The sequence below is a fragment of the Coleofasciculus sp. G1-WW12-02 genome (genome assembly GCF_040219735.1).
Lineage (GTDB): Bacteria > Cyanobacteriota > Cyanobacteriia > Cyanobacteriales > Coleofasciculaceae > Coleofasciculus.
Genome location: NZ_JAVJRX010000061.1, coordinates 1 through 15,659 on the forward strand (window position 1 = coordinate 1; position 15,659 = coordinate 15,659).

The 15,659-nt window shown below is 45.6% G+C and carries 23 protein-coding genes; 6 read left to right on the forward strand and 17 right to left on the reverse strand.

Annotated elements, in window-relative coordinates:
* Window positions 1-13: 13 nt before the first annotated feature.
* Both RID09_RS10630 and RID09_RS10635 read left to right on the forward strand, forming a co-directional pair.
* Window positions 14-124: a hypothetical protein gene (locus RID09_RS10630; RefSeq protein WP_446335796.1), complete on the forward strand. Its 111-nt coding sequence runs from the start codon at window positions 14-16 to the stop codon at window positions 122-124.
* Window positions 125-142: 18 nt separating this feature from the next.
* Window positions 143-1,045 (forward strand): CHAT domain-containing protein, encoded by a 903-nt coding sequence (locus RID09_RS10635; RefSeq protein WP_446335936.1) that lies wholly within the window; start codon window positions 143-145, stop codon window positions 1,043-1,045.
* A 17-nt stretch (window positions 1,046-1,062) separates the two neighbouring features.
* Here RID09_RS10635 and RID09_RS10640 read toward each other — a convergent pair whose 3' ends face one another.
* The 8 genes from RID09_RS10640 to tadA all read right to left on the reverse strand — a co-directional run bounded on the left by RID09_RS10640 (window position 1,063) and on the right by tadA (window position 7,309).
* Complete coding sequence (locus tag RID09_RS10640; RefSeq protein WP_446335917.1) at window positions 1,063-1,356, reverse strand: DUF2103 domain-containing protein; 294 nt, start codon at window positions 1,354-1,356, stop codon at window positions 1,063-1,065.
* Window positions 1,357-1,482: 126 nt separating this feature from the next.
* Entirely contained in the window at window positions 1,483-1,809 is a 327-nt protein-coding gene (clpS, locus tag RID09_RS10645) for an ATP-dependent Clp protease adapter ClpS (RefSeq protein ID WP_446335918.1), read from the reverse strand.
* A 170-nt stretch (window positions 1,810-1,979) separates the two neighbouring features.
* Complete coding sequence (locus tag RID09_RS10650) at window positions 1,980-3,674, reverse strand: tetratricopeptide repeat protein (protein WP_446335919.1); 1,695 nt, start codon at window positions 3,672-3,674, stop codon at window positions 1,980-1,982.
* Entirely contained in the window at window positions 3,664-3,834 is a 171-nt protein-coding gene (locus tag RID09_RS10655) for a hypothetical protein (protein WP_446335920.1), read from the reverse strand. Before RID09_RS10655 ends, RID09_RS10650 begins: the two co-directional genes overlap by 11 nt.
* Window positions 3,835-3,926: 92 nt before the next feature.
* Complete coding sequence (locus RID09_RS10660; protein WP_446335921.1) at window positions 3,927-5,387, reverse strand: RecQ family ATP-dependent DNA helicase; 1,461 nt, start codon at window positions 5,385-5,387, stop codon at window positions 3,927-3,929.
* Window positions 5,388-5,701: 314 nt separating this feature from the next.
* A complete protein-coding gene (locus RID09_RS10665) occupies window positions 5,702-5,914 on the reverse strand; it encodes a hypothetical protein (RefSeq protein ID WP_446335922.1) in 213 nt (70 codons plus the stop codon).
* Window positions 5,915-5,958: 44 nt separating this feature from the next.
* Window positions 5,959-6,702, reverse strand: coding sequence for a lysophospholipid acyltransferase family protein (locus RID09_RS10670; protein ID WP_446335937.1), 744 nt, complete (start codon window positions 6,700-6,702; stop codon window positions 5,959-5,961).
* A 115-nt stretch (window positions 6,703-6,817) separates the two neighbouring features.
* Entirely contained in the window at window positions 6,818-7,309 is a 492-nt protein-coding gene (gene tadA / locus RID09_RS10675; RefSeq protein WP_446335923.1) for a tRNA adenosine(34) deaminase TadA, read from the reverse strand.
* A gap of 52 nt (window positions 7,310-7,361) precedes the next feature.
* On the opposite strand from tadA, the gene RID09_RS10680 reads away from it, so the two are divergent.
* From RID09_RS10680 to RID09_RS10690, 3 genes are all read left to right on the forward strand, one after another.
* Window positions 7,362-8,804: an efflux RND transporter periplasmic adaptor subunit gene (locus tag RID09_RS10680; protein ID WP_446335924.1), complete on the forward strand. Its 1,443-nt coding sequence runs from the start codon at window positions 7,362-7,364 to the stop codon at window positions 8,802-8,804.
* Between the two features lie 355 nt (window positions 8,805-9,159).
* On the forward strand, window positions 9,160-9,945 hold the full coding sequence (locus tag RID09_RS10685; RefSeq protein ID WP_446335925.1) for a Uma2 family endonuclease: 786 nt from the start codon (window positions 9,160-9,162) through the stop codon (window positions 9,943-9,945).
* A 269-nt stretch (window positions 9,946-10,214) separates the two neighbouring features.
* Window positions 10,215-10,535 carry a hypothetical protein gene (locus RID09_RS10690; protein WP_446335926.1) on the forward strand — a complete coding sequence of 107 codons (321 nt, stop codon included), beginning with the start codon at window positions 10,215-10,217 and terminating at the stop codon, window positions 10,533-10,535.
* Window positions 10,536-10,669: 134 nt separating this feature from the next.
* Here the strand turns inward: RID09_RS10690 and RID09_RS10695 are convergent, their stop codons facing one another.
* The 9 genes from RID09_RS10695 to RID09_RS10735 all read right to left on the reverse strand — a co-directional run bounded on the left by RID09_RS10695 (window position 10,670) and on the right by RID09_RS10735 (window position 14,158).
* Window positions 10,670-10,849: a hypothetical protein gene (locus RID09_RS10695; protein ID WP_446335927.1), complete on the reverse strand. Its 180-nt coding sequence runs from the start codon at window positions 10,847-10,849 to the stop codon at window positions 10,670-10,672.
* Window positions 10,850-10,871: 22 nt separating this feature from the next.
* Complete coding sequence (locus RID09_RS10700) at window positions 10,872-11,510, reverse strand: Uma2 family endonuclease (protein ID WP_446335928.1); 639 nt, start codon at window positions 11,508-11,510, stop codon at window positions 10,872-10,874.
* Window positions 11,495-11,662: a hypothetical protein gene (locus tag RID09_RS10705; RefSeq protein WP_446335929.1), complete on the reverse strand. Its 168-nt coding sequence runs from the start codon at window positions 11,660-11,662 to the stop codon at window positions 11,495-11,497. Before RID09_RS10705 ends, RID09_RS10700 begins: the two co-directional genes overlap by 16 nt.
* Window positions 11,663-11,893: 231 nt before the next feature.
* Window positions 11,894-11,977, reverse strand: coding sequence for a calcium-binding protein (locus RID09_RS10710; RefSeq protein WP_446335938.1), 84 nt, complete (start codon window positions 11,975-11,977; stop codon window positions 11,894-11,896).
* Between the two features lie 12 nt (window positions 11,978-11,989).
* Window positions 11,990-12,418: an HNH endonuclease gene (locus RID09_RS10715; protein ID WP_446335930.1), complete on the reverse strand. Its 429-nt coding sequence runs from the start codon at window positions 12,416-12,418 to the stop codon at window positions 11,990-11,992.
* On the reverse strand, window positions 12,415-12,771 hold the full coding sequence (locus RID09_RS10720; RefSeq protein ID WP_446335931.1) for a hypothetical protein: 357 nt from the start codon (window positions 12,769-12,771) through the stop codon (window positions 12,415-12,417). The genes RID09_RS10715 and RID09_RS10720 overlap by 4 nt, the downstream gene beginning before the upstream one ends.
* A 127-nt stretch (window positions 12,772-12,898) precedes the next feature.
* Window positions 12,899-13,132 carry a hypothetical protein gene (locus RID09_RS10725; RefSeq protein ID WP_446335932.1) on the reverse strand — a complete coding sequence of 78 codons (234 nt, stop codon included), beginning with the start codon at window positions 13,130-13,132 and terminating at the stop codon, window positions 12,899-12,901.
* 57 nt (window positions 13,133-13,189) lie between these two features.
* Window positions 13,190-13,561 (reverse strand): calcium-binding protein, encoded by a 372-nt coding sequence (locus tag RID09_RS10730; RefSeq protein WP_446335933.1) that lies wholly within the window; start codon window positions 13,559-13,561, stop codon window positions 13,190-13,192.
* Between the two features lie 45 nt (window positions 13,562-13,606).
* The gene (locus tag RID09_RS10735; RefSeq protein ID WP_446335934.1) at window positions 13,607-14,158 is read right to left on the reverse strand and encodes a hypothetical protein; all 552 of its coding nucleotides are present in this window, start codon (window positions 14,156-14,158) and stop codon (window positions 13,607-13,609) included.
* 36 nt (window positions 14,159-14,194) lie between these two features.
* Between RID09_RS10735 and RID09_RS10740 the strand changes: the two genes are divergently transcribed.
* Complete coding sequence (locus RID09_RS10740) at window positions 14,195-15,556, forward strand: phosphorylase family protein (protein WP_446335935.1); 1,362 nt, start codon at window positions 14,195-14,197, stop codon at window positions 15,554-15,556.
* Window positions 15,557-15,659: the final 103 nt, after the last annotated feature.

The window sequence follows — 15,659 nt, forward strand, 5'->3', positions numbered from 1 at the left end:
CATCGTCGAAGGAATTAACAATAGATTAAAGGTAATAAAACGTTGTGGTTTTGGATTTACCAATTTTTATAACTTTGAAAAAAGAGCTTTATTGTTTTGGCATTTAGTTGATAGTTTAGCATAATAAGTACCGAAGAACCGTATTCCTCGTCCTTACTTACCCTTAGCGCAACAACTCTATCAATGGTTAGTTGCACCCGTTGAATCGGAGTTAAATACGCAGGAAATTAATACAATTGCCTTTCTCGTGGATAGCGGTTTGCGTTCACTACCCATGGCAATTTTACATGATGGAAATGGGTTTCTATTGGAGAGATACAATATTAATTTAATGCCTAGTATCTCTTTAACCGATACTCGCTACGTGGATGTGAGAAATCTGGAAGTCTTGGCGATGGGGGCGTCTGAATTTACTGACCAAAATCCGTTACCCGCTGTCCCGGTGGAATTATCGACAATTACTGAGAAACTTTGGTCGGGTGAATCGTTTCTTAATTCTGCGTTTACCCTAGACAACCTGAAAGCAGTTCGCAATCGAACTCCCTTTGGTATCCTTCACTTAGCCACCCACGGTGAGTTTAAATCGGGTAAACCGGAAAACTCTTATATCCAGTTTTGGGATACTAAGCTATCCCTTGACCAAATCCGAGAACTGGGGTTAAGCAATCCACCTGTGGAACTGATGGTATTAAGCGCCTGTCGCACGGCTTTAGGGGATGAGGAAGCTGAGTTAGGATTTACTGGGTTAGCGGTACAAGCAGGGGTAAAATCAGCTTTGGGAAGTCTTTGGTATGTCAGTGATGAAGGAACATTAGGATTAATGACCACATTTTATTCCCAGTTAAAGCAAGTTCCGATTAAAGCTGAAGCCCTGCGACAAGCACAGTTAGCGATGATTCGGGGTGAGGTGCGATTAGAAAATGGTCAATTGGTTACTCCGGATGGTACGATTCTTTTACCGCCCCAGTTAGCGGATTTACCCGATAAAGAATTGACTCATCCTTATTATTGGAGTGCATTTACTTTAGTGGGGAGTCCGTGGTAAAAAGTACAATTGACTTATTACTTTTTCAATGCTTGCGAAATCGCCCCTTCTAATTCTCGCTTACTCAGCTCAGTGATAATAAACACTTCTTGAACCGTTTTGCCAGAGCGAGCAATAATCTTATGTCCACCGCGAATGGGTACAGACACTTTTAACTCTAAGCGAGGACGATGACTCCTGGCTCGTCCAATGACAGCCGGCGTAATCGTTTGAATCCCAGTATAGGTAGTGAGACGTTCCAGAACCGGAATCAACCCTGGTAAGTGAGTTGAGTGATTCCAAACTAATCTGCCGCCATTAGACTTACCCATGATAAATTGCTGTACATCTAAATTGCATATCGATTAATTTTGTAATTTTGAGCAGAATGATTACCACCCCACCCCAACTTCCAGACGTGCCATGGCACGTCTGGAACATTGTCTTCCTAGCCTTCATTACGCCGCCTCCAGGGGAGCCATAGTTAATCCAGCCCGACTTAGCTGTTGGTGATAGAGTTCGGCTTGTTCCTGAGGACCAACCCAAACAATGGCTTGACCTTCAAAGTGAACCTGATTGGTCAGTTTCCAAGCATGATCACTGTTCATTCCCGGAATATACTTTACCAAGCAGTCATGGACGTGCTGAAAGGTATTGAAATCATCATCGAGAACAATCACCTTATAGTTCGGATAAAGCTTGCGGGTAACTTGACTCGATTTTTCAGGAGCTTGAGTTGGTGCAGCAGATGTCGCTGAACGAGCTGCTGAAATTATCACAGTCATAGGGCTTTTAACAAAATTCTGCTAAAAAAATTCAAAAACGCATCTTCCTAGTTTACCGCAGTTTGGGATTAGTTACTCATATTCATCATGGACGTCCACCAGAGAACCCCATCAACCAGATAAAATCCGCTGATTAGTAAAAACAGGCAATTCGATGTTCCCTGTTCCCTTTACCTAAGCCCTGAGTTGGGCAAAACCTCCATTCCATTAGGAGTTTGTAGCTTTTGTATGACAAACTCTTGATTGACCAAAGCTTGAGGATGAGCTGGATTCAATTCTAATGCGGTTTGCAAGGCTTCCAGGGCTTGGGGATATTGCTCTAAAAACCGCAATGCAATGCCTTTCCCTGCCCAAAAATCAGCATTCTCTGCATTGATTGCGATCGCGCGATTGTAAGTATTCACGGCATCAGGGTAGCGATTTAATGCCATGAGTACCAGCCCCTTATTATACCATGCCGCCGCCGAATCTGGATTAATCCCAATCGCTCGCTCCGCTGCTGTGTTCGCCTCTTGATAACGTTGCATACGCCAATATAAGGCACTCAGATTCACCCAAATCTCTGCCAGAGTCAAGGTATCCCCCACATTCGCATCCCCTAAGAGCGCCTGTTGATAAGCCGCGAGGGCTTGATCATACTGTCCCAATGTGGTCAGAATTCGGGCATAGTTAAACCAAGCTTTCGAGGAATTGGGGTTAATATTAATCGCCTGTTCTGTCGCCCCTAGCGCCTCTTCAAATCGCCCCATAAACCACAGTGTCGCCCCCCGACTACTCCAGGGATCAGCATAGTCTGGATTGAGTGCTACCGCCCGATTAGCCGATGCCAAAGCCTCTTCAAATCGCCCCAAACCTGTCAGCGCATCCGCCCGATGACTCCAAGCATAAGCCGCACCTTCTTTTCCCCAACGCCCATCTCCCTCTTGAATGGCTTGATCGCAAGGGGCTAGGGCGTCTTCATATTGACTCAGTTGATTGAGCGTGGCACATTGATTGGCTAAGGCTAAAGCATAATTGGGGCTAATTTTTAGCGCCCATTCCTGAGAGGTTAATGCTTCACCGGGTTTACCAATAATTAATAAAACTTTACCTTGTTCCGTCCAAGCGGTTGCATCCTGGGGATTAATTGCCAGAGCTTGATCATAAGAGTCGAGGGCGGCGTCATACCGTCCCAACTGAGCCAAAATTTTACCGCGATTTGTCCACGCGATCGCGGGATTTTGATTTCCCCAATCCCCATTGACTTGTAATGCGCGTTCACAGGAGGTGAGGGCGTCATAAGTCCGATCTAATTGGGACAATAACAGACACCGTTGCGCCCAAGCCAGGGAATAATTCGGATTACTTTGAACCGCTAAATCAAATGAAAATAGCGCCTTTTCCCGTCTCCCTTGTCCCCAATTGGCTAATCCTTGATGATACAACGCATAAGCCCGCGTCACTTCATCCCAGTTTTCATCAATTTGCAAAGCCGTTTCACAATCAGTCATCGCGGCTTCATAGTTTGCCAATTGAATGTGCGCCGCGCAGCGCTTTGCCCAAGCTTCAGAATGTCTCGGTTCAAGGCGAATAACCTGACCATAAGAGGCGGCGGCTTCGGCATAATTATCTAATGCCCGTTGAATATCACCTCGATCAATCCAGGCTTGAGGTTCATTGGGATTCAACGCGATCGCTTGATCACAGGCTTCTAGGGCTTGTTCATAATTTTTAGCATCTTTTTGGGTAGCACAAAGGCTAGCCCAGTAACTAAAATCTTGTAACTGTAATCCCTCTTCATTTTGGGCGTTTATACTCTGGGGGGAAGAAATACTCACCCAGAAACAGGTACTTAGAAAAATCGAAATAATTTTGTCATTTGTCATTTGTCATTTGTCGTTTGTTAATTGGTGACTCGTGACTGGGGATTGGGGATTGGGGATTGGGGATTGGGGATTGGGGAGTGGGGATTGGGGATTGGGGATTGGGGATTGGGGATTGGGGATTGGTGACTCGTGACTGGGGATTGGGGATTGGGCGAAGCATTCGCGCTCTTGTGTTAGCAGAAATCCGATACATTGGGGCGCGAATGCTTCGCCCCTACAAATTGGCTTCCCCATCTTCCTGTTCCCTGTTCCCTATTTGCGACAATTATCACAATGCCCACATTTTAATCCCATCGCCTCCTTCTGGAACCCAAACGCTTTTAATAAAAACTGCCAACGACATTGGCGAGTTGTCAGGTATTGTGTCATCAGTTTCTGTACCTGAACTTGGTGGGAACTTAATTGAGCCAAAGCGCGGGAATCTGGGGATGGGTGTTTGTGATAGTGAAATGGATCTTGCCATTCCAATTGTTCAGCACTGTGCAGCAGAGCTAATGCGACTTCACCCTGGCGAAATTCCTGGGAGACGGCGGCTACATTCCCCTGTTCGGGTAGCTTTTTGACTAAGCGTTGTGCCTGTTGGTATTGCGATCGCATCTGATCGACAAAAAACTGACGCTTTTGCTTATCCTCTGAATTTAACCACCCCGTTGGCTCACTGATCAACGTCAGCGCGTCTGCGGGTTTGCCATCTCGTCCGCCGCGACCGACTTCTTGGATATATTCTGATAATAATTGGGGGGGCTGAAAATGTACCACCCAACGTACATTGGGTTTATTGATTCCCATCCCAAAGGCGCAAGTACAAACCACAAATTGAGTTTTGCCACTCAACCAAGTCTGTTCAACATCTCGGCGTTCCTGGGAACTTAACCCGGCGTGGTAGGGGGATGTAGCATAACCCCGTTCCCCAAACCATTGGGCTAATTCCTCACTATCTCGCCGCGAACGGACATAAACTAACCCAGATTGGCGATTTCTGGCTTGAATGAACTGTAACATCTTCTGGCGGCGTCCGCGTGGTGTCCAGACGATTTGCACGTCTAGGTTGAGATTTTGGCGATAGGGGCTGATTAAAAAGGCTTGGGGGTGTTTTAATTGCAACACCTTACTGATGGTGTCTTGGGCGCTAGGATCAGCCGTCGCCGTAAATGCCGCGATCGGGATTTGGCTGCCGGGGGGTTTAGACTTGAGTAGGGTGGGTCGTACTGCGCCTAGACGCCGATACGCGGGTCGAAAGGTATCACCCCATTGGACGAGACAATGTGCTTCATCTAGAATTAATCCATTAATTTTTAGATTGGGTTCGTGGAGTCGTTCCCAGACGGGCGCACTTAATAGGGTTTCTGGCGAGAGGTAGAGTAATCGGAGTTGCTGGTTTTCTAGGGCTTGCAGGGTGTGTCGTCGTTGTTGCGGGGCTAATTCGCTATGTAACAGGGCGGCGGGTAAGTTGCGATCGCGTAATTCCTGTACCTGATTTTCCATTAGAGCAACTAATGGTGAAATCACCAAGGTTAATCCGGTTTGTAAGAGGGCGGGAAGTTGAAAACAAATCGATTTACCACCACCTGTCGGTAAGACAATCAGTGCATCTCGCCCTTCCAAAATACTCCGAACAATCTCACCTTGAGGCGGGCGGAAATTATCATATCCCCAGATTTTTTTAAAGGCGATGCGGACATCGTTCCAGGATGTTGTTTCGGTAATGCTCATGGGTATAGAGAGACGTTAGGGATAGTTGTAGATATCTGAACCTGATCCTTGTTTGTCTTTATAGGTTATATTTTTACTGACTCAGGGAACAATGCTTTAGGGTTCGCTAGTCAGTCACTACACTAGCATAAGCCTGTTTCTATCACATTCTATAAAGTTAGATTAAACTTTTGGTGAATATTAGTTATAATTTTACATTACTAAAAGTAAAATATCTCTAACTTTAAAGATTGCTTCATTTTTAAACAAAATATGATTCTGTATCTTTGGGTTGCAGGGTAAAATGTGATCACAAGTGATCAGCTGTTCGGCATTTAAACCTTGATGTCAAAAATTGCTCTCATCCTTGGTGTGCGAGCATCTTGCTCGCTACTAATACCAACAAGAATGGAATCCTTGTCAGGGGTTTGAGGTGTAGGGGTATGCCCATTAAAGGCGTGAGAGCTGGCAAATGCATCCCCTTTATCCGGACGAAGGGGTGTTACGTTTTGCGTTTGAACGACTTCCCCTGCTTCCAGACGTACCAATTGCCTCTTTCTACATGGCTGCCGCTGTTTCTTCTATTGAGAATTTAGCCAAGGTTTTGATCGACTTGTTTGAGTGCTATTTCCAGATCTGTGGTGAGCTGTTGAGCACCTTTTTTAGCCGACTGGGTGCAATACTTGGCTACATCTAAAGGAGATCCAATATTAATCTGAATATCAGAACCCCGATGAGGAATGGGTTCGCTATAACGGATGCTAACAGGTACAATTTTTAATCCCAAACCGGGTTGATTGGATTCGGCTTGCAGGGCAATTCTCGCCATACCGGGTTTAAGTGGATTAACCTCACCATGTCGAAAAATATTACCTTCGGGAAACATCACCAGTGCTTCGCCACGACGCAGGAGTTCAACACTATGCCGGATACTGCTGATTCCCGGGTGTTTCGTATTCACCGGAAACCCACCCAGGCGCCGGATAAACCAACCTTGTAATCCTTTAATTTCATCTTGCGACACCATAAACCGCAAATCCCTTCCTGTGACAGGTTTCCCAGCGGCATAAGCTATGGTTAACCCATCCCAACGCGATCGATGGGTAGGTGCTAGAATAACTGGACCAGTTTTGGGAATATTGTCTTGTCCAGTAACTTGCAGCCGCCCAAAATAAAGGGGCATGAGGATACGACGCCCCAACGGATAGAAGATTGAGGTTAACCAAGGGGAAACACTGGAGTTAACGGGAACTACTTTGGCGGAATTAACCGTCTTTAGATCGGGTTTGTCCAAGGTTGAGGACGTTTGGTTCTGTTCACGGGATTGGAGTTGCATCATAGGGGATTCAGTTTTTGCTGTGTTTCGACTCTCCACTTTTACCTTATGAGGTCTGACAACCCCTGTCGTCTACTGAAGGGACAGTTCTATTAATGTCATGGTTAAGGGTTGATTATCGCTCGCGCTGGCGTCGTTGGGCAAACCAGGATTGAAGTTGCCCTCGACACTCTGATTCCATAATGCCAGCAAGGACAGGTAAGTGATGGTTGGAGTAAGCGCTATCGGGAATATTGGCAACGGTTCGGATTGTGCCAGTTTTGGGTTCATCAGCACCGTACACCAGCAAACCTAGCCGCGCCAAAATGATCGCCCCAGCACACATGGCACAAGGTTCTAAGGTGACGTAAAGGGTACAGGTGTTTAAATGCCAGGTTTTTAAGGCTTGACCGGCTGCACGCAAGGCGAGGATTTCCGCGTGGGCGGTAGGATCATGATCGCGTTCTCGACGATTTTCTCCGGTGGCGACGAGGTTATCCTGATTATCAATAATCACTGCACCAACGGGGACTTCCCCCGCTTCACCGGCAGATTGCGCGATCGCGAGAGCTTGATTCATCCAGTAGCGATGTTTTTGATAGGCAACTTGATTAATGGGGGGTAACATTTAGAGTAGATATATGAAGAAATTTTAAACAACCCTTGACGACTTTACTCTAGTGAGAATTAAAAGCGTGTACTCTCAGAATCAATCGAGTCATTCAGCGTCTGTAGCTTCCCCAGCTTTCCAGACGCGCCATGGCGCGTCTCTACATGCTTCCCCTCACCACAATACTTATTCAGAAAGCCCTAACTATTGGGTTTTTCTGGTGCTGTGGATTATTTTACTTGTACCGTCTCTCACTGGATGTGGGATTAGTCCCAAGACAGAAGCTGGGGCGCAACCCAAACCCCTTGGTGCAGAAGAGAAAACCAGTACAGCCGTGGATGTCGCGATCGCACAAACGGGATGGGTGTTAGAACCAATAGAATATACAGGTCGAACTCAACCCCTGCGGGATGTCTCACTGCGATCTCAAATGGAAGGGCGAGTGTTGAACCTCAATGTTGATATCGGTGATCCGGTTAAACAAGGACAAATTTTAGCTCAGATTGATGACGCCTTATTGCAAACGGCTGTAACTGAAGCACAAGCCGAACTCGCCGCCCTAAATTCAGAAGTCGCCCGCGCTCAAACTCAGGTGGGGAATGCCCAAGCCAGGGCAGAACAAGCCCGGTTAGAATTGCAGCAAGCTAAAGTAGATGCGATACGGCTACAAAACCTAGCGCAAGAGGGAGCAATTTCTCGCCAAGAAGCAGAATTAGCCCAAACCGCCGCCGCAACCGCCCAACAAAACCTACAAGCCACCCTTAAGCAAATTAGCACCGAACAACAAGCTGTCGCGGCGGCGCAAGAACGAGTGAAGGCGCAGCAAGCAATTTTGGCTCAAAATAAGGAACGTCAATCCTATTCTTTACTCGCCTCCCCGATTAACGGTGTGGTATTAGAACGAGTCACCGAACCAGGAAATCTAGTTACACCGGGAAGTGAACTTCTCAAGTTAGGGGATTTTACTCAGGTGAAGGTAGAAGTTCGGGTTTCAGATAGAGAACTAGCGAATATCAAGGTGGGACAATCGGTAACGGTGAATTTAGACGCACTTGCCAATGAATCGTTTTCCGGAAAAGTGACCCGAATTTCTCCAGCAGCTGATAGTGAAGCCCTACAAATCCCTGTAGAGGTGACGATTCCTAACCCGAATCGTCAAATTGGTAGTGGACTTTTAGCACGAGTTAGTTTCACACCAAATACCCAAGCCCAAGTTGTTGTTCCGCAAACAGCGCTAGAGGTTAGCGGAGAGTCAAGGCGTGAAGATACTCAGATGGCGAAAACGAATCAGCCGACTCAAACATCAGAGAAATCAACGGTGTTTGTCGTGGTTGAAAATGGTGCTGAATCTACAGTTGAAGCACGTCAAGTAGAAATTAGCGATCGCGCCAAGGGTAGAGTGGCTATTGTATCCGGTTTAAAGCCAGGGGAACGGTTTGTAGTTCGCACTGATGCGCCGTTAAAGGATGGCGATACGGTTCGTTTGAGTATTTTATCAGTAAGCTCTTTGTAGGTTGGGCCCTTGGAACAAAACCCAACACCAACAAGCCACGGCGATTGAAATCGCTGCTACACAAACAAAGTTCGCCTACGCGGACTAAATTATAACGGGAGTATTTATATCATTTCCGGTCAAACACCGTGCATAAAAACACCTGAAACGATGGCACTGCTATATTAGTTCACGAAGCGTGGACTTGAGCTATTAGCCCGGAGTTTGAACTCCTCATCGAGTGTCGGGGCTATTCATTTAACACAACTTGTTTACAAACACAACCCAATCTGAATAGGTTTTCCCCTCAATCTCTCAAATAGTCTGATCACAGGCGTTACAGTTAATAAAATAGGCGCAATCTTAAGAAAAAACCATGTCTCAAACCCCGATTGAATCGGCTCCTGTTGATTTAGCTCTACCGCCAACCCAGTATGACTTACCCTGTGATGACGATATTCCCATGGAAACTCAGCGACATTTCCTGCAAATGCAAATGCTTAGGGATACTCTCGTCGCGTGGTTAGCTCAACGAGAGGATGGCTATGTTGGCGGTAATATGTTCCTTTATTTCAGTGCGGCTCAAATCAAAAACCAAGACTTTCGCGGCCCTGATGTCTTTGTCGTGTTGGGAGTTACTAAAGGGGAACGACTCAGTTGGGTTGTGTGGGATGAAGGCAAAGCACCGGATGTTGTAATTGAGTTAATTTCTGATAGTACAGCCACTAAAGATAAAACCGAAAAGAAACAAATTTACCAAGACAAGGTGAGAGTTCCGGAATATTTTTGGTACAATCCCTTTGATTCAGAAGATTGGGCGGGATTTAGTTTACAAGGTGGCGTGTATCAACCCATAGACTTGGATGAACAAGGGCGATTTATTAGCCAAGTATTAGGTTTAGCCTTAGTGCGTTGGCAAGGTTCCTATAAAGATATTCAAACAACCTGGCTGCGTTGGGCGACATTAGCGGGAGAGTTGTTACTCACTCCTGAAGAAGAGGCGGCGCAAGCTCAACAGCAGGCTGAACAAGCTCAACAGCAAGCTGAACAAGCTCAACAACGAGCCGAACAAGCTCAACAGCAGACTGAACAGGCTCAACAACGAGCCGAACAACTGGCTGAACGCCTACGAGAAATGGGAATTGATCCAGATGAAGTTTGAAAAGACTTAAGCCCTGAACTAAAGTTCTTACCTCAAAGCTTAAACCCGTTTTAACGGGTTCAAAGTCTTACCCCGTAGGGTGGGCATTGCCCACCAGCAGAAATGAAAGAATTTGGCAATCCTATCGCTCATCTGGTGGTTGTTGATGGGTTTGATGAAGCTGGATGATTACGGATTCGAGACCCTTGGAATGGCACTCGATATAAAATGGAAGAAGCAGAATTTTTGAATTATTGGAATACACGAGGCGTTTACTTGGAGAAAAACCTATGAAGACCAGTTTACTTTCAATTCAGCCTGTAGAAGGAACAAATGAATTTAAAGTTCTGATGTTGATTGGTGATAATCGCCAGCAATTTACTTTTACGGTTGAGCATCCTGAACAAGAATCATTTACAGTTATTGGTGGAGATATTGATTTCTGTAAGTTTTTCAGGTTCAATCAACATATATCAGCTAAAGTAGGGGATTTAGTCGGGCAATTTGAGCAGGGTAAAATCGTGGAATTACCTGTGAATGTGGGTGATTTTTATACTCCAGAAGCAGCGATGGAACGGCAAAGGGATTGCTGCCAAAGAGAACGGGTTTGATGATTCATCGTTGGATTTATTAGGACAATGTTCTATGTCACAGGATTTAGGCACAAACATCACATATTGTAGGGGCACGGCATTGCCGTGTCCCTACAGGTAGCAATCCATTAGGACAAACGATCTATTGTAAATTATTGTTCTTCAGGTAATTGTAATTCAGCGAAATGCTGCTTGCGTCGTTCTTCCATCACCTCAGTTCTAGGCAAATCCTCAATTGCTACTCCCTGATAAGCCAGCATCATGATATTGAGCATTAAAGAGAATTGAGCTAACTCTTGCAGTACACTATCCTCTATTATTAAGGTTCTCAATCCTATCAAGTCAACTGTGAGATTAGAGATTGTCCTTGACCCAACTTTTAAAGGCTTGAATGGCTTGGGTTCTGCCAGAACTTAGACTCTGCTGAACGTAACGATTGACTAATTCAATGATGGGGATATCTGGAAACGTAGGACTCGAGTCAGACTCTATATACTGTCCATCTGGCAAAACATTAATCTTTAGCTCTCCTCCTGCATATCGCCAGAGTTCCGGCACTCCTAGGATTTGATAATTATCCAAGTTTGTGCGAGAAGTTAGATCAATCTCTATCGCCAAGTCTGGTGGAGGATCTACTGTCAGATCAAGCCGATTTTTACCGATAATTAAGGCAGCATTTTGAATGTAAAAGCAAGCATCTGGTTCTACAGCTTGAGTCATGCACTCATTTTTTAAGGTTGTTGAACCTAATGATTCAAATACAATCTGTTGTGCGTCCAATAAAAATTTTACCATGTCGCCAATAATCTCTTTGGCTTTTTCATGTTCAGGAAGGGGAACCAGAATTTCTAATCGACCATTACTATAGGAAAGTCTCGCGGCGCGATGTTCTCCTAATTCCGTTAAAATCGTTTCAAATTGCTGCCAGCTCACATCCTCTAGTAGTAATTGATGTCCCGGTTGAACCTTTAATTGTCTTAACTCCAATAGCATGAGGATTCATCCTGTTTCTTGACAATATATCGACCTCGTAAAACACTAATTGCCGCATTCATTCCCTGACGACTCATTTCAAACATGGGTAATAAACGGGCAATTTCTCCAGCCGTGATATTTTGCCACCATTGATTTGGCGTTGGATTCAACCAAGCGCAATACCGTACTGACTGCTGTACCTGCTTAATCCATACTTTAGTGCTTTCAATCCGTTCTTGGTCAAAATTCCCCCGTGCGGCTCCTGCATCGCTGACAATCAGTACAGGGATGATTGAAAATTACCTTTATTGTAGCGATCGCGCTATGGGGCATCGCGTCTGCACGGCTAGCAGTCTTGAGATTTTTTGCCTTGCTTATTGGAGTATCTTTATCAATTTAATTTACCCAAACTCATAGCCTTGATTCACCCAGTAATGCCAATCGGCGATCGCCTGTTGGGTTTCTGCATCTGCCTCTACTGCCAGGGAAAAGAGCCATTATGTTGTTTGTGGATGAGGTGGTGGATATTCTCCGTTCATAATGAGTTGCTCGCGTTCGAGGATACGTTCTGGAAGGTTAAATTGTAGAATTTTAGCGGTTACGCGCCCTTGGGCAGTTAGTGGAATGATCGTTCCTCCATCTAGCCGGAAGTGGTCTGACCATTTCTGGAGACGGGGATTAAAAAAGGGGGTTAGCTGTTGTGTCTCAGGGTCGAGTGAACCGAGGTCAGTTCCTTTGAAGCGGTTGCAGTAAGGACAAGATAAAGCTAGGTTTTCAGCTTCAGTGATGCCATCATGTTTTTCGGCAATGATATGTTCCATTTCAAAGGCGAAAAGTGAAGCTGTTTGGGGAAATCGGCAATACTCGCATTGCTCTCCGGCGCGTTGAGTCACTAGCCGACGCAGAGTTGCTGATACATAACTCATGCTGCTGTTTGTAAGTGTTTGTAAGCATGAGCTTTTGCTAAACGCACCCAATGTTCTAGAAGCAAGTATCGATCAAGTTCGGCTTCTTCCGATCGCGAGAGTGTACCCGATTTATTGCGATCGAGCAGTTCGCTCATGCGGGTTTGTAAAGCAGGCGTGGGGCGGATGGCAAGGATAACTTCTGGACTGGGTTGACTAGCAAGCAGTTCGACGATCTGGAGTTCGTCTTGGTAGCCGATGGTTTCTGGGGGGGTAAGTTCCTCAATTGCGCGATCAAGGGCTTCTGGGAGGCGATCGCCCAATTGTTGCAGTTTTTCACCCAGGTGATCGGGGACTTCTAGGATAATTTGCATTGGCGGTAATGTATTGTTTAAGCTTGCTTTGATTGTAGCAGTAGGGGTAGGATGAGCCTAGGCAACCTCTCGCCCATTTCCTTGAAATCCTGCCATAAGTCCTGCAATTCTGACCAACAACTACTGCTCAACGCTTCCAGAAGATTGGCGTCCACGAACAAATCACCCAAGGGTACGCAATGATCCACGTCCAAAAGCCGCATTGTGCCATGCCAGGATTGGATATCATCATGGTGTTCGGGTCTAATTTCACCGTCAAATTAACCTTGGCTGTGCATTCCCATAAGCCAACTATAGCTTGCTTGCTGGCTTGCTGGGACATCTGTGAGTGCGATCGCGCTATGGGGCATCGCGTCTGCACGGCTAGCAGTCTTGAGATTTTTTGCCTTGCTTATTGGAGTATCTTTATCAATTTAATTTACCCAAACTCATAGCCTTGATTCACCCAGTAATGCCAATCTGCGATCGCCTGCTGCGTTTGTGCATCTGCTTCTGGAGCCTCTAGCTGAATCAACGGTACTGCTAGCGTATCATCATCCCAGGTAATCTCCACAAACATTTCCTGTTCGCACTCCTCCTCTGGTGCCATTCCCACCACTTCTACGGTTGCCTTTTCTTTCAGAGGGGAAATGCGTCGCTTACTGATGCAGACGGCTGGGAAGGGAAATTGCATTGTGTCCTCTAAGTAGTAGTACCAGCCCATTGCCTGCTCTTCTGAGCTGTATGCATCCACCACAATTTCCATTGTGATCCGCTCTTCTCGCTCTGCATCCCGTTCCACTTTCGCCATAGCCTAACTTCCATTCGTTGCTGTATGGTACACCCAAATTAAAGGTTAACGCCCCTCTGCCAAGTCAGCATAAATAAACATCTCGACTCCCAACAGGATTAAAAGTAGAAGCTCTACCCAGGACAAAATTGTCACACCTAAAGGAGGTTTAGCAACCAGAAACCAGAATGCGCTTAGAGTAATTATGCCGGAAAAGACAAACGTAATTTCATCCACAATTAATTGCTGAATCTTGCGGCGTTTGCGGTGCTTATCACTACGGTGGGCAACCTCCCAACCAAAGAGAGTTTCTAGATCTCCATAGCCCGTGTGTTCCTTGACCTTATTGACCAGCTTGTAGCGAATGTATCTGCCGATCGCTGAAATCTTCTCATCATTGACCACATACGTCCAGCCCAGAATCAGGCATACCCAGGGAATCACCAGCAGGGCGTAATAGTTGGACGGGTTGGAAACGGCAAAGGAGACAACCCCCCCAAACACACCCAGCGTCACATATAACAAGTTATCCCGAAAGCCAATCCGTTGAGCCTGCTCCGACTTCAGCTTGTCATATTCCTTAAAGAAAATTTCCAGAATTTGGTCTTTATCGCTCATGGCTGACTCCCCAGTTCCTAAAACCCTGGATCTATTGTGACGGATGAGAAACTATTTCTCAGTCAGCCAAAGAAATTCTCGCTGACTCTGGGCAAACCTAGATTAAATCGCCAAAATAGTGAATATTCAGGTTACTCGAAGGATAAGCTCATGCCCCGTGCTGTTGTCTTGACTGCTCTTGACGTTGAATTTCAGGCTGTCCGTAGTCATCTAAAGGGTCTCCAAGACGATAGATCCCCCCAGGGAACCGCCTACGAACGGGGAAAATTTGTTGCGAACGGACAGGAATGGGAAGTGGGAATTGTCGAAGTTGGGGCGGGTAATGTGGGTGCAGCCGTAGAAACAGAACGAGCGATCAAGCACTTCCAGCCTGATATCCTTTTCTTTGTGGGTATCGCTGGAGGGATCAAAGACGTTGCAATCGGCGATGTAGTTGTAGCGATGGACGTTTACGGCTATGAGTCAGGGAAAGTGGAACCAAGAGAGCAGTTTTCGACTCGCCCTGTAGCTGAAAAGTCTAATCCTAAACTGGTGGAGGACGCTAGATCGATAAAGAGAAAAGGGGAGTGGCTACAACGGCTATCCAACATTCCAGATCCCCAACCCCGTGTGTATGTAAAACCCATTGCTTCTGGGGAGAAAGTGCATGCCACTAGAGAGTCAAAAGATTTCAAACTCTTGAGGGAGCGTTATAACGATGCGATAGCTGTCGAGATGGAGGGATTTGGTTTTCTGAAAGCAGCCTCTGACTATCCGGAGATTAAGGCGATTGTGATTCGAGGCATCTCCGATCTGATTGAAGGCAAAAATGACGATGCCATAGAACCCGAACAGGTTCGACAGGAGAAAGCTTCTCATCACGCCAGTGCGTTTGCCTTTGAGATACTGGCAAATTATAATAATTATCAAATCAGTAATTCAAGCATCAATCCTAGCTTAAATCCTCAACTGTCAAACGATTTTCAAGAGTTTCTTGAGAATACGGGCATAAAGTTTGCACATCGAAATCGTGAACATATTTCTCTGAATGATTTATTTGTCTATCCTGATCTAATAATCAAAAAGGAATCATTAGAAAAACCCCCATTCAATATTCCAGGTGAAAAACTATGGAAACATGGAAATCGACTTCTCATTTTAGGAGATGAACAGTCAGGTAAGACTTCCCTGGCAAAAAGATTATTTATAGATGCGATTTCTTCTAAATACCTACCTCTACTTATTGAAGGAGGAAGTATAAAATTTTCTAGCCTTGAGGAACAAATTGCGAAGCTAGTTGAAACCACATATTCTTTTATCACTGCCAAAGAATTCTTACAAAGAGATAACTTAGTTTGTATTATCGATGATATATCGAAAAACGTAAGGATTCAGGTCTGTGTTTGGCTCATCAATTAGCCTGGGTGTACGAGCCTTTCCAAAGTAATGTGGAAAAGGAAATTCAGTCACATCGGCGAGTGCGCCCAGGCTCTTTTCCCAAAATAGGTCTTGCCTGAGACAG